Source organism: Herbiconiux sp. J20-20, assembly GCF_057365085.1.
Genome location: NZ_CP195122.1, coordinates 1,158,536 through 1,172,178, shown reverse-complemented (window position 1 = coordinate 1,172,178; position 13,643 = coordinate 1,158,536). Strand labels below are relative to the sequence as shown.

The following is a 13,643-nucleotide window of genomic DNA, read 5'->3' as shown; positions in this document are numbered from 1 at the left end:
AAGCAGAGCCTCGGCGCGAATGTGTATGGTGTGCCTCGGACGGAAGGAGTCCGGTGTCAGACAGCAGGAAGCTTGTCATCGTCGAGTCGCCCGCAAAGGCGAAGACGATCGCGCAGTACCTCGGCGAGGGATATGAGGTACAGGCCTCGGTGGGTCACATTCGTGACCTGATCGAGCCCAAGAACCTGCCGCCGGAGCTCAAGAAGGGGTCGCTCGGCAAGTTCTCGATCGACGTCGAGGGCGGATTCCTTCCCTATTACGTGGTCAGCGACGCCAAGAAGCGCACCGTCACCGACCTCAAGAAGGCACTCAAAGACGCCGACGAGCTCTACCTCGCCACTGATGAGGACCGCGAGGGGGAGGCGATCGCCTGGCACCTGCTCGAGGTGCTGAAGCCCAAGGTGCCCGTCAAGCGCATGGTGTTCCACGAGATCACCAAGGAGGCGATCGAGGCCGCCCGCAACAACCCGCGTGAGCTCGACACCGCCCTCGTCGACGCGCAGGAGACCCGCCGCATCCTCGACCGTCTGTTCGGCTTCGAGATCTCGCCGGTGCTCTGGCGCAAGGTCGGGCCGGGCCTGTCGGCGGGCCGTGTGCAGTCCGCCGCGACGCGCCTCGTCGTCGACCGTGAGCGCGAGCGACTCGCCTTCATCTCGGCCTCCTACTGGGACCTGACCGCGGGGCTCGCCCCCGGTGCCGACGCCGAGCAGGCCGGCAAGCGCTTCGACGCCCGCCTCGTGCGGCTCGACGGTCGCCGCGTCGCCAGCGGTCGCGACTTCACCGACCGCGGCGCCCTGAAGGGCGAGGCGGTCGCACTCGACGAGAAGGCCGCCGAGGCGCTCTCGGCCGCCCTCAAGAAGGACGACGCCCGGTTCACCGTGCTGAGCGTCGAGTCGAAGCCGTACACGCGCCGACCCGCCGCCCCGTTCACCACCTCGACCCTGCAGCAGGAGGCCGGCCGCAAGCTGCGCTTCACCGCGCGTCAGACCATGTCGGTTGCGCAGAGCCTGTACGAGAACGGGTACATCACCTATATGCGAACGGACTCGCCGGCGCTCTCGCAGCAGGCGATCCAGGCGGCTCGCGCCCAGGCCTCCGAGCTCTACGGCGCCGACTCGATTCCCGAGAAGCCCCGCGTGTACACCGGCAAGTCGAAGAACGCGCAGGAGGCGCACGAGGCGGTGCGCCCCTCGGGCGACGTGTTCCGCACGCCGTCCGAGCTGGCTGGCACGCTGCGCGGCAACGACTTCAAGCTCTACGACCTGATCTGGAAGCGCACCGTCGCCTCGCAGATGGCGGATGCCCGCGGCCAGACCGCGACCGTCACCATCGAGGGTCGACCGGCCGACGCCGCCGAAGCCGGGGCGAGCGCCGCCGAATTCACCGCATCCGGAACCGTCATCACCTTCCGCGGCTTCCTCGCCGCGTACGAGGAGGGCCGTGACGAGGAGCGCGACGAGGCGGAGGCCGCCGCCGAGCGCGAGACCACGCTGCCGCCGATGACCGAAGGTCAGGTGCTCACCCTCGCCGAACTCGAGGCGAAGGGCCACGAGACCAGCCCGCCCGCGCGCTACACCGAGGCGAGCCTGGTCAAGAAGCTCGAAGAGCTCGGCATCGGGCGCCCCTCCACCTACGCGAGCATCATCTCGACCATCATCGACCGCGGCTACATCAGCCCGCGCGGCAGCGCCCTGGTGCCGAACTGGATCGCCTTCAGCGTCGTGCGCCTGCTGGAGGAGAACTTCGGCGAACTCGTCGAATACGACTTCACCGCCGAGATGGAAGAAGACCTCGACCGGATCGCCGGCGGCGAGCAGGACCGCGTCGAGTGGCTCAAGGAGTTCTACTTCGGAGGGGGAGAGCACCGCGGTCTGCGCGACACCGTCGAGAACCTCGGCGAGATCGACGCGCGCGAGATCAACTCGGTGCGCATCTCCGACGACATCACACTGCGCATCGGCAAGTACGGCCCCTACCTCGAGGTGCCCGCCGGCGAGGGCGAGACGCCGCGTCGCGTCAACGTGCCCGAGGAGTTGGCCCCCGACGAGCTGACCGCCGAGAAGGCGCAGGAGCTCATCGACGCGCCCGTCGCGGGCGACCGCGAGCTCGGCGTGAACCCCGAGACCGGCAAGATGATCGTCGCCAAGGACGGCCGCTACGGCCCCTACGTCACCGAGCTGGAGCCCGAGCCTCCTGCCGCCGAGCCGGTCGTCGACCCGGCCACCGGTGAGGTGCTCGAAGAGAAGCCGAAGCCCAAGAAGAAGGCCGCTGCGCCCAAGCCGCGCACCGCATCCCTGTTCAAGGACATGGATCCGGCGACCGTCGACCTGGAGACGGCGCTCAAGCTGCTGAGCCTGCCCCGCATCGTCGGTCAGGACCCGGAGAGCGGTGAGGACATCACCGCTCAGAACGGCCGCTACGGGCCGTACCTGAAGAAGGGCACCGACAGCCGTTCGCTCGAGAGCGAAGACCAGATCTTCTCGATCGAGCTGCCGGGGGCGCTCGAGATCTTCGCGCAGCCGAAGTACGGTGCCCGTCGCCCCTCGAGCGCGCTCAAGGAGTTCGACGCCGACCCGGTCAGCGGCAAGCCGATCAAGGTGCGCGACGGCCGCTTCGGCCCGTACGTCACCGACGGCGAGACCAACGCGACCATCCCGCGCGGCGAGGATGTGGAAGCCGTCGACTTCGACCGCGCTGTGCAGCTGCTCGCCGACAAGCGGGCGAAGGGACCGGCGAAGAAGCCCGCGAAGCGCAAGCCCGCGGCCAAGCGCGCCCCGGCGAAGAAGAAGAGCTGAGGTGCGCGGGCTCTTCCTCACCTTCGAAGGTGGCGACGGATCCGGCAAGTCGACGCAGGCCGCGCTCCTGGAGGAGCACCTCGTGGGCCTCGGTCGCGAAGTGGTGCGCACCCGCGAGCCGGGCGGCACCGACCTCGGCGTCGAGCTGCGCGAGATCGTGCTGCATCGGCGGGGCGAGATGGAGCCGCGCGCCGAGGCGCTGATTTACGCCGCCGACCGCGCGCACCACATCGCGACGCTGGTGCGCCCGGCGCTTGAGCGCGGCGCGATCGTGCTGCAGGATCGCTACCTCGACTCCTCCGTCGCCTACCAGGGCGCCGGGCGGGTGCTCGATCCGACCGAGATCCGCGACCTGTCGTTGTGGGCCACCGGCGGGCTGCTGCCCGACGTGACAGTGCTGCTCGACCTCGACGAGACGGTCGGTCGCGAGCGCCTCGACGGGGCTCGCACCCGGTACGACCGGCTCGAGGCCGAGGCGAGCGACTTCCACGCCCGGGTGCGCACCGCCTACCTGGAGCTGGCCGCCGCCGAGCCCGAGCGCTTCCTCGTGCTCGACGCGACGCTCCCCGTCGACGAACTCGCCGCGGCAATCCGCGACCGAGTGTCGGACCTCCTCGACTAGCGTGGAGTCGTGTTCGACGAGGTGACGGGGCAGCCCGAGGCGATCGCGACCGTGCGCGCCGCGGCCGCCGGCGATGGCCTCGCCCACTCCTGGCTGATCACCGGCCCGCCCGGATCCGGGCGCTCCACCCTCGCCTACGCCTTCGCGGCCGCCCTGCTGGCGCGCCCGGGCGACGAGGAGGCGACCGCCGCGCAGGTGGCGGCCCGCACGCATCCCGACCTCGCGGTGCTCGCCACCGAGAACGTCATCATCAAGATCGACGACGTGCGCCGACTCGTCACCGCGAGCCAGTTCTCGCCCTCGGCCGGGCGCTACCGCGTGATGATCATCGAAGACGCCGATCGCATGACCGAGCGCACGTCCAATGTGCTGCTCAAGGCGCTCGAGGAGCCGCCGCCGCGCACCATCTGGATTCTGTGCGCCCCGAGCGAAGCCGACTTGCTGCCCACGGTGCGCTCGCGCGTGCGGATGCTGCGCCTGCGCGTGCCCACCATCGACGAGGTCGCCGAGCTGCTTGAGCGTCGCGACGGGGTCGCGCGCCCGGACGCGCTGCGCGCGGCGCGCGAGGCGCAGTCGCACATCGGCATGGCGCACCGCCTGGCGACCAGTGACGAGGCGCGGCGCCGCCGGGCGCGCACGCTCGAGGTGGCGCTCGGCATCCGCTCGGTATCCGGGGCGGTGCTGGCCGCGGCCGAGCTGCTCGACGTGGCCAAGGCCGACGCCGAGGCGATCACCGCCGAACGCGACGCCGAAGAGCGCGATCAGGCGCTGCGCTCCCTCGGCATCGAGCCGGGCGGGACGGTGCCGCCGGCACTGCGCGCCCAGCTGAAGGCGCTCGACGAGGACCAGAAGCGTCGCGCCACGCGAAGCCTGCGCGACGGGATCGACCGCATCCTCGTCGATCTGCAGTCGCTGTATCGCGACGTGCTGCTGCGTCAGCTGGGCGCGGAGCTCGAGCCGGTCAACCTCGCGATCATGGCCGAGCTCGAGCGCGCTGCGGCCGAGGCGACGCCCGCGGAGACCCTCGCCACGCTCGACGCGATCGCCGAGGCCCGGCACCGCATCGAAGGCAACGTCGCGCCCGCCCTTGCCCTGGAAGCCATGCTGGTCAGCGCCGTGCGCGCGCCCCGGCCCGAAAGGATCGCATGACCCGCCGTCGTTCCCCCTGGGTGGCCGCCGTCGCGCTGGCCACCGCCGCCGTGCTGACCGGATGCGTGAGCTGGTTCCAGCCGCCCTCGCCGGAGGTGACCTCGACACCGACCGGTGAAGACGTCGCAGCCGAGCTCGTGCCGTACTACCACCAGGTGCTCACCTGGGAGTCGTGCGGCACCGGACTGCAGTGCACGACGGCGACCGCGCCGCTGGACTGGGACGACCCGGCGGCCGACTCCATCGAGCTCGCCCTCATCCGCCAGCCGGCCACCGGCACCAAGCTCGGCTCGCTGCTGATCAACCCGGGCGGCCCGGGCGGCTCCGGCTACGAGTTCGTGCGCGACAGCATCGACTACGCCACCAGCGCCCGACTGCAGTCCAGCTACGACATCGTCGGCTTTGACCCGCGCGGGGTGGGGCACTCCTCGGCGATCGACTGCTACGACGACCCGTCCGAGCTGGACGAGTACAACTACGGCATCATCCCGGGTGTCGAGGGCAGCGATGAGTGGATCGCGGCCGTGCGCGCCGACAATGCGGCCTGGGGTCAGGCGTGCCTCGAGCACACCGGTGCGCTGCTCGGGTTCGTCGACACGACGAGCGCCGCCCGCGACCTCGACCTGCTGCGAGCCGTGCTCGGCGACGAGAAGCTCAACTTCCTCGGCTACTCCTACGGCACCTTCCTTGGCGCGACCTTCGCCGAGCTCTACCCCGCCACCACCGGCCGACTGGTGCTTGACGGCGCCGTGGACCCCGCGACGAGCGAGTTCGAGGTGACGCTCACCCAGGCCGTCGGCTTCGAGAGCGCGTTCCGCGCCTACCTCGAGGACTGCCTCACGCGCACCGACTGCCCCTTCGGCGGCACCGTCGATCAGGCGATGGCGTACACCGGCGACCTGCTCGACCTGCTGGTCGCGAGTCCGCTCACCCACAGCGACGGGCGGCAGCTCGGCGCCGACACGATGTTCATCGCGATCATCCTGCCGCTGTACAGCCAGGAGAACTGGCCCTACCTCGACATCCTGTTCAGCGAGGTGTCGCAGGGGCTCACCGACACCGCGTTCCTGCTCGCCGACAGCTACAACGAGCGGAACCCGGACGGCAGCTACGCCTCCAATTCGACGGAGGCGTTCATCGCGATCAACTGCCTCGACTACCCGAGCGAGAGCGACGTCGCCACGATGCGCGAGCAGGCCGCCGAGCTGCAGGCCGCCGCGCCGATCTTCGGGCCGCGCATGTCCTACGGCGGCACCGGCTGCGCCGACTGGCCGTTCCCGTCCACGCGCGAGCGCGGCGAGATCGCGGCGCCCGGTTCGCCCGACATCCTGGTGATCGGCACGACGAACGACCCGGCCACGCCCTACGTCTGGGCCCAGAACCTGGCGAGCCAGCTCGAGAACGGGCACCTGATCACCTACAACGGTGAGGGGCACACGGCCTACAACAAGTCGAACTCGTGCGTGAACGACGCCGTCGACGACTTCTTCATCGACGGAACGGTGCCGACGAGCGACCCGAACTGCTGAGCGGCACGAGAGCCCTCGGCAATCGACTATGATCGGAGGTCGTGCCGCGCATCCTGTGCGCGGCCCGGCCGCCTTAGCTCAGTTGGCAGAGCGATTCACTCGTAATGAATAGGTCGTGGGTTCGATTCCCACAGGTGGCTCCACACATTCCGCCGGTTGAGTAGCCGCCAAGCGGCGTATCGAAACCGCAAGGCTCTGCGGGTTGAGTAGCCGCGAAGCGGCGTATCGAAACCCACGAAACCCCGCCCCAACCTGGGAAAACCTCCACTTTCGCCCGTCCCCCCAGTCCGGGGGCAAACTCCCCGTTTGGGCCCCGATCGGCTTGCCCCGGCCGCACAGCAGGGCATAGCCTCCCAACCACAGCGCCGCTCTGAGGGGGGATGGCGTCTTCGAGATCTCGGGGGGGATCGCGTGACTATTGGACGACCAGTTGTACTCGGTGCGGTCTTCACCACCGTCATGACCGTCGCGCTGCCGTTCCTCGGCGGCGGCGGTCCGGCCTTGACGCCGTCCGCGGAGGCCGCAGGGATCGGGATCGCTCCGATCGTGTCCACGTCGCTCGTGGCGCAGGGCCAGAGCATCGCCAACCCGGCCGCCGCGCTCGCCGCGGTCACGCAGCCGGTGGCGAGCATCCTCGAAGTCGAGAAGCCGAAGATCGACCTCAGCGTCGACGTCGAGCACCTCGCGCAGAAGCCGGTTCCGCCGCCTCCGCCGCCCGTCGTCGTGAGCGCCGCGAGCATCGCCAGCGGCACCGCGCAGCGCCAAGCCGCCCTCGCGGCGAAGGGCGCCTCGTGCCCGTCGAATGTGGGCGGCTCCACCGGCTCGGCTCCCGGACGCACCAGCTCCGGAGGCGTCGCCGGCACGACCACCAGCGACATCGCCTCGTTCGCCGCGGCGTACAACGCGATCCGCGTCGCCAACTGCCTGAACCCGGTTCCGATGGCGAACTTCCGCTACGACTCCTGCATGGAGACCCGCCTGTTCTGGATGGCGGAAGACCCGAGCACGAACCCGTCGAGCGCGTGGGGCCACACCAACACGGCCAAGCGCAGCGACGGCAAGAAGATCGAAGGCTGCGACGGCAACCTCGCCGGCGGCTCGGGCAACACTGGCGCCACCGTGGCCCAGAAGTGGTGGAACTCGACCGCGCACCGCAACTCGCTCTACCGCCCCACCTACACGGGAGGCACCGGCGGCGTGTGCATCTACCTCGCCATGACGCACGGTGGCGTTCCGAACGAGCCCTACAGCTTCACGCGGGCCGCCGCCCGCTGGGGGAGCTGCTAGGAGCGCCCAAGACCCGCCGGGGCGCGCATCTCAGCGCGCGCCCCGGCGTTGGCGTTCTCGCGCATCCTCGCGGCCAGATGGAGCCGCGCACCTCAGTAGGGTGAAGGCATGAGCGAACGACTGCGATGGGGCATTCTCGGACCCGGCGGCATCGCCGCCTCGATGACGAAGGACCTGCAGCTGGTGGGTTCCCCCGTGGTCGCCGTGGGGTCGCGTTCGCTCGAGCGCGCCACCGAGTTCGGCGAGCGGTTCGGAATTCCGAACCGTCACGGCAGCTACGAGGAGCTCGTCGCCGACCCCGAGGTTGACGTCATCTACGTCGCGACCACGCAGAACGCCCACGCGCAGCACGCCATCCTCGCCTTGAATGCGGGCAAGCACGTGCTGCTGGAGAAGCCGTACACGATCACCGCGACCGAGGCGCAGGCGGTCGTCGACGCCGCCGCGGCCAACGGCGTCACCGTGCTGGAGGCCATGTGGACGCGGTTCCTGCCGCACATGGTGCGCATCCGCGAAATGATCGCGGCCGGCACCATCGGCGAACTGCGCTCGCTCACCGCCACCCACGACCAGCAGCTCGCCAACCGCCCCGGCGGTCGACTGCTCGACCCGGCGCGCGGCGGCGGCGCCCTCCTGGACCTCGGCATCTACCCGGTCGCGCTCGCCTGGGACCTGTTCGGGGAGCCGGAGTCGACGACCGCGGTCGGAACGCTCAACGACGACGGGCTCGACCTTCAGACCTCGATCGTCTACCGCTACGCCGGCGGTGCGCACGCGGTGCTGCACACGCAGATGGATGGCGCCGGATCGAACCGCGCGACCATCGTCGGCTCGGAAGGTCGGATCGAGGTCGACCATGTCTGGTACATGCCGAGCACCGCGACTGTGGTCGCGAACGACGGCGAGGTGCTCGAGCGCATCGAGATCGCCGTGGAGGGGCGCGGGATGCAGTTCCAGGCTCTCGCGCTGGAGGGCATGATCGCCGCCGGCGTCACCGAGACGCCGGAGATCACCCCCGCCGAGTCGGTGGCCATCATGGCGAGCCTCGACGAGATCCGTGCGCAGATCGGCCTGCGGTTCCCCGGAGAGTGACCCGAGGCCCGGGGCGCAGAGCTGCCGGGCGTGACCGCCCGCGGCGGCTCTCGCGAGAGAACCTCGGGACGTCGTCGCCTATCATGGCCGAGTGAGCGACGAGCCCCCGATCAGCCGCCGAGCGGCACGCGAGGCCGCCGGGCGCCGAGGCGGATCCGCCGAGACGCCGGGCAGCGAACTGGCAACCGTCGTGCTGCCGACGGATGCGGCTCAGGCGGAGCCGGAGCCCCGGGTGGGGCTCGTCGGCGGCATTCTCCGAGCCATCCGCGCGCATCCGACCACCTGGCTGATCTCGGCCATCGTCGTCGCCTTCGTCGGCCTCGGCACCGGCGCGGTGTTCACCGGAATCGCCGTCGCCTCCAACGTCGAGGTGCCGGTCGTGATCGAGACCGAGGAGCCCATCGCCGAGCGCGAACTGCCCGCCGAGGTCGCCGACTCCGTGCTGTTGCGGACGTGCTCGGTGGCCGATCAGGTGAGCGACGACCGACTCAAGAAGGTCTACATCTCGGCGACGCTGATCGACTCCGACGACTCGGTCGAGCTGCTGGCGCGTCGCAGAGGCACCGCCGTGCGCGTCGGCAGCGTCATGAAGGTGTACACGGCCGCCGCCGCCATCGCCGTGCTCGGCCCCGACTACAAGCTCACGACGCAGGTCGTCGACGGCAACGTGCCCGGCACGATCGTGCTCGTGGGGCGCGGCGACGCCACGCTGAGCGCCCTCCCGGAAGGCTCCCAGAGCTACTACCCGGGTGCGGCCAAGCTCTCCGACCTCGCGGCGCAGGCGATCGCCAAGTACCAGACGGAGCATCCCGACGTTCCGATCACGCAGGTGATTCTCGACGCGACCTACTGGAACCCCGCCGACAACTGGGACTCCAGCTGGGCGCGCAGCGAGCAGACCACGGGCTATCACTCGGAGGTCACGGCGCTGCAGGTCGACGGCGATCGCGCCGACCCGACGAAGGCGGTCAGCCCGCGCGGCACCGATCCCGTTGCGACGGCCGGTGCGGCGTTCCTCAGCGCGCTTCGTGCGGCCGACCCGGGCGGGGTGCTCGCCGAGACGGTCACCACCTCGAGCGGTTCGGCGCTGTCGGGCGCCACGGTGCTCGGGCAGGTGTCGTCGCAGCCGGTCTCCGTCCTGATCAAGCAGATGCTGCTCGACAGCGACAACACGCTCGCCGAGGTGCTCGCGCGCGTGGTGTCGAAGAACTCCGGACTCGACGGATCCGCCTCGTCCCTGCGCTCCGCGATCCCCAGCGCTGTCGGCTCCTTCGGTGCCGACACGAGCGGCATGGTCGTGGCCGACGGCTCGGGGCTGAGTGCCAACAACGCGGTCAGCATGACCCAGGTCGCCGAGTTCATGGCGCTGGTCTGGGAGGGCAACGACGGGCTCAGCTATGTGCGCGACGGCCTGTCCCTGGCGGGGGTCACCGGTTCGCTGCGGGATCGCTTCGGCGGCGACAACGCGGATGCCCGGGGCAACGTCTACGGCAAGACCGGCTGGATCACCACCGCCTACAGCCTCGCCGGCATCGTCGAGGCCAAGGACGGCTCGTTGATCGCCTACTCGGTCTCGGCGGTGCGCGACGGCATCAGCTCCGATGCGAAAGACGCCATCGACAGTCTGGTGACGGGCTTCTATCGTTGCGGAAGCAACCTCGCCAACTACTAGGAGGCACCCATGCGCGCGCTGTTCATCATCGACGTTCAGAACGACTTCACCGAGGGCGGCGCGCTCGGGGTCGACGGCGGCGCGGCGGTCGCGGCGGGCATCACGGAGTACCTGGAGGCGCATCCCGATCGCTACGACGTGGTGATCGCCTCGCGCGACTGGCATCACGGCGACGACGACAACGGCGGCCACTTCGCCGTCGACGCGGAGCCCGACTTCGTCACCACCTGGCCGACGCACTGCGTCGCGGGCACGCCGGGTGCGGAGTACCACCCGGCGCTGGATGTGTCGCTCATCGATGTGCACATCAAGAAGGGCCAGGGCGTGCCCGCCTACTCGATCTACGAGGGCACCACCGACGACGGGCAGACGGTGCCGCAGGTGCTGGACGCGCACGAGGTCACCGACATCGACGTCGTCGGCATCGCGACCGACTACTGCGTGCGCGCGTCCGCGCTCGATGCGATCGACGGCGGCTGGCGGGTGCGCGTGCTGACCGACCTGGTGGCCGGGGTCGCGCTGGCGTCCAGCGCCGCCGCGCTCGAGGAACTCGAGTCGGCCGGAGCGGAGCTCGCGGTCGTCCGCTGAGTCGCCGGGCCGTCGCGGTGAGTCGCGTATCCGCGGGCGGTGATGGGATGCTGGAGTCATGATCGCCCGCATCCTTCTTCCCCTCGCCGTGCTCGGCGCGCTCGCGCTCGCCGTCGCCTTCGTGTTCGTCGTCTTCGTCTGACGTGCCCGTCGTTGAGCTGTCGGAGCTCAGCGACCCGCGGCTGAACGACTTCGCGCGCCACACCGATGTCGAGCTGCGCGGGGCGCGAGGCACCGAGAACGGGATCTTCCTCGTCGAGTCGCTGCTCGTGCTGGAGCGCGCGCTGCGGGCGGGCCACACGCCGCGCGCGGTGCTGTCGCTCGCCTCGTCGGTGGAGGAGTCGCTAGCACTGCTGGGCCCGCACGCGGAGCGCGTTCCGGTGTTCACCGGGCCGCCTGAGCTGCTCGCCGAACTGACCGGCTATCAGGTGCACCGCGGGGTGGTCGCCTCGCTGGAGCGCCCCGCGCTGCCGTCGCCGGAGTCGCTGCTGGCGGGCGCCCGCCGGGTGGTCGTGATCGAGGACGTCGTCGACCCGACCAATGTGGGGGCGATCTTCCGCTCGGTGGCGGGCATCGGGGCGGATGCCGTGTTCGTGACGCCGCGCTGTGCGGACCCGTTCTACCGGCGCTCGCTGCGCGTCAGCATGGGGACGGTGCTGCAGGTGCCGTGGACGCGACTGCCGGCCTGGGAGCTCGCGGCGCCGGTGCTGCGCGACGCCGGTTTCGAGATCGCCGCGTTGGCGCTCACCCCGGAGGCGGTGGCGCTGCGCGACTACGCTGCTCGTGCACCGGAGCGGGTCGCCCTGCTGCTCGGCACCGAGGGTGCGGGCCTGTCGCCCGAGGCGCTCGCCCACGCCGACGTGCACGTGCAGATCCCGATGCACCACGGCATCGACTCCCTCAACGTGGCCGCCGCCTCCGCCGTAGCCCTCTACGCCCTCGTCTGACGGGGCGCCAGGGATGCATCCCTGACGCAACCGAGTGACGCGCGCGGCACTCCTCGGCGCGCGGGATGCATCCCTGCCGCTCTTAGACGAGGAGTTGGTGGTGGGCTAGGTCGCGATACAAGGGCGTCGAGGCCACCAGCTCGGTGTGGGTGCCGGTGCCGACGACCTGGCCGTGGTCGAGCACGACGATGCGATCCGAATCCACCACCGTCGACAGGCGGTGCGCGATCACCAGCAGCGTGCGACTGGTCGCCGCCGCGTCGATCGCATCGCGCAGCAGCTGCTCGTTCGTGCCGTCGAGGGATGCGGTCGCCTCATCCAGCAGCAGGATCGGCGCCTTCGTCAGCAGCGCCCGCGCGATCGCGAGCCGCTGCCGCTCGCCGCCGGAGAGCATCACGCCGTCCTCGCCGACCGCCGCGTCCAGCCCCGCCGGGTCGCGGTCGAGCACCTCGCCCAGGTTGACGGTGCGCAGCACCTCGATGCAGTCCTCGTCGCTGGCGTCCGGCGAGGCGAGCGTGAGGTTGTCGCGGAGGCTTCCGGCGAGCACCGGCGCGTCCTGCTCGACGTAGCCGATCTGCGCCCGCAGCTCGAGCCGGTCGAGCGCCCGCACGTCGACACCGCCGAGTCGCACCACGCCGCCGGTCGGGTCGTAGAACCGCTCGATGAGCGAGAGGATCGTGCTCTTGCCCGCCCCCGACGGCCCGACGAGCGCCACCCGCGCCCCGCGCGGCACCTCGAACGACACCCCGCGCAGCACCTCGCGGTCGGCCTCGGCGCCCTCGATCTCGGCGAGACCGTCCTCGCCGATCACCTCGGCGATCGCCTTCTCGCGCTCCGACTTGTGCGCCTGCTCCGGGTAGCGGAACCGCACCTCCTCGAACGAGATCGCGGGCGCCGCGGCCAGGTCGGCGAGGTCGGCGGCGGGCGTCAGCGCCGCATCCCCCTCGTCTTCGCTCGGCAGCGCGATGACCTCCTGGATGCGCCCGAGCGCCCCGAGCGCCTGGTTGACCGAGTTGATGGCGCCGAAGGCCTGCCCGAGCGGCATGATCATCAGGAACAGGAACAGGATGAACGCCACCAGGTCCGCCACCGTCAGCTCGCCGCTGGCCACCCGGAAGCCGCCGACGCCGAGCACCACCAGGAACGACACCTGCATCGCGATTCCGGCAACGGGCACGACGAGCGCCGAGATCTTGGCCAGCTTGACGCCGGCGCGGTAGGCGCCTCGGGCATCCGCTTCGACGTTGACGCTTTCGCGCTCGGTGGCGTTGGAGGCGCGCACCGTGCGGATGGCGCTGATCGCCCGCTCGACGGCGGCCGCGAGGTCGCCGACCTTCTCCTGCTGCTGCTTGCTGGCGAGGCGGATGCGCTTGCCGAGCAGCGTGACCGTGGTCACCGCGACCGCGACGACGAGCACGGTGAGTCCGAGCAGCACCGGGTCGATGATGAGCATGGCGACGAGCGCGCCGAGGAACAGCACGGCGCCGCCGACCGCATCCAGGAGTCCCTGGGTCATCACCGCGTAGAGCAGGGTGGTGTCGCTGCCGACGCGCGAGACCAGGTCGCCGGTGCGGCGCTGGTCGAACTCGGCGATCGGCAGGCGCAGCATCCGGCGCACCAGCTGCCGCCGGGCGGAGAACACGACGCTCGTGCCGGTGCGCTGCAGCAGGTAGTGCTGGAAGCCGTTGATGAGTCCGGAGGCGACGACCAGCCCGACGAGCGCCCAGACCAGGATGCCGAGGGCGCCGCCCGATTCGACGATCTCGATCACCTGGCTGACCAGCAGCGGCTGCGCGAGCGAGGCCCCCGCGCCGAGCAGGCTCAGCACGACGACGACGGCGAGCACCGCGCGGTGCTCGGTCAGGTAGGGGAGCAGCTGGCCGAAGCTGGCGCGCGGGCCGGTCTCATCGGTGCCGGGGCGCCGCATCAGTCCGCGGCGTGCGGGGGCGGGGGAGGACATGG

At 70.7% G+C, this 13,643-nt stretch carries 10 protein-coding genes and 1 tRNA gene; 10 read left to right on the top strand and 1 reads right to left on the bottom strand.

All coding sequences use genetic code 11. The annotated features are described in order from the left end of the window. The first annotated feature begins 53 nt into the window (after window positions 1–53). The 10 genes from topA (at window position 54) to ACR3ZA_RS05615 (ending at window position 11,681) form a co-directional block, all read left to right on the top strand. On the top strand, window positions 54–2,795 hold the full coding sequence (gene topA / locus ACR3ZA_RS05660) for a type I DNA topoisomerase (protein WP_473660982.1): 2,742 nt from the start codon (window positions 54–56) through the stop codon (window positions 2,793–2,795). Window position 2,796: 1 nt separating this feature from the next. Beyond that, window positions 2,797–3,417, top strand: a complete 621-nt coding sequence (gene tmk, locus ACR3ZA_RS05655) for a dTMP kinase (RefSeq protein ID WP_473660980.1) — start codon at window positions 2,797–2,799, stop codon at window positions 3,415–3,417. A gap of 9 nt (window positions 3,418–3,426) precedes the next feature. Then, complete coding sequence (locus ACR3ZA_RS05650) at window positions 3,427–4,566, top strand: DNA polymerase III subunit delta' (protein WP_473660977.1); 1,140 nt, start codon at window positions 3,427–3,429, stop codon at window positions 4,564–4,566. Then, entirely contained in the window at window positions 4,563–6,095 is a 1,533-nt protein-coding gene (locus ACR3ZA_RS05645; protein WP_473660974.1) for an alpha/beta fold hydrolase, read from the top strand. Before ACR3ZA_RS05650 ends, ACR3ZA_RS05645 begins: the two co-directional genes overlap by 4 nt. 67 nt (window positions 6,096–6,162) lie before the next feature. Next, window positions 6,163–6,238: transfer RNA gene (locus ACR3ZA_RS05640), tRNA-Thr, on the top strand. A 316-nt stretch (window positions 6,239–6,554) separates the two neighbouring features. Beyond that, a complete protein-coding gene (locus tag ACR3ZA_RS05635) occupies window positions 6,555–7,382 on the top strand; it encodes a hypothetical protein (RefSeq protein ID WP_473660972.1) in 828 nt (275 codons plus the stop codon). Window positions 7,383–7,490: 108 nt separating this feature from the next. Then, complete coding sequence (locus ACR3ZA_RS05630) at window positions 7,491–8,474, top strand: Gfo/Idh/MocA family protein (RefSeq protein ID WP_473660970.1); 984 nt, start codon at window positions 7,491–7,493, stop codon at window positions 8,472–8,474. 91 nt (window positions 8,475–8,565) lie between these two features. Beyond that, window positions 8,566–10,146, top strand: a complete 1,581-nt coding sequence (locus ACR3ZA_RS05625) for a D-alanyl-D-alanine carboxypeptidase (protein ID WP_473660968.1) — start codon at window positions 8,566–8,568, stop codon at window positions 10,144–10,146. Window positions 10,147–10,155: 9 nt separating this feature from the next. Continuing rightward, complete coding sequence (locus tag ACR3ZA_RS05620; RefSeq protein WP_473660966.1) at window positions 10,156–10,734, top strand: isochorismatase family protein; 579 nt, start codon at window positions 10,156–10,158, stop codon at window positions 10,732–10,734. 143 nt (window positions 10,735–10,877) lie between these two features. Next, the gene (locus ACR3ZA_RS05615) at window positions 10,878–11,681 is read left to right on the top strand and encodes a TrmH family RNA methyltransferase (RefSeq protein ID WP_473660964.1); all 804 of its coding nucleotides are present in this window, start codon (window positions 10,878–10,880) and stop codon (window positions 11,679–11,681) included. 82 nt (window positions 11,682–11,763) lie between these two features. On the opposite strand, the gene ACR3ZA_RS05610 is transcribed toward ACR3ZA_RS05615, so the two are convergent. Beyond that, the gene (locus tag ACR3ZA_RS05610; RefSeq protein ID WP_473660962.1) at window positions 11,764–13,641 is read right to left on the bottom strand and encodes an ABC transporter transmembrane domain-containing protein; all 1,878 of its coding nucleotides are present in this window, start codon (window positions 13,639–13,641) and stop codon (window positions 11,764–11,766) included. Window positions 13,642–13,643: the final 2 nt, after the last annotated feature.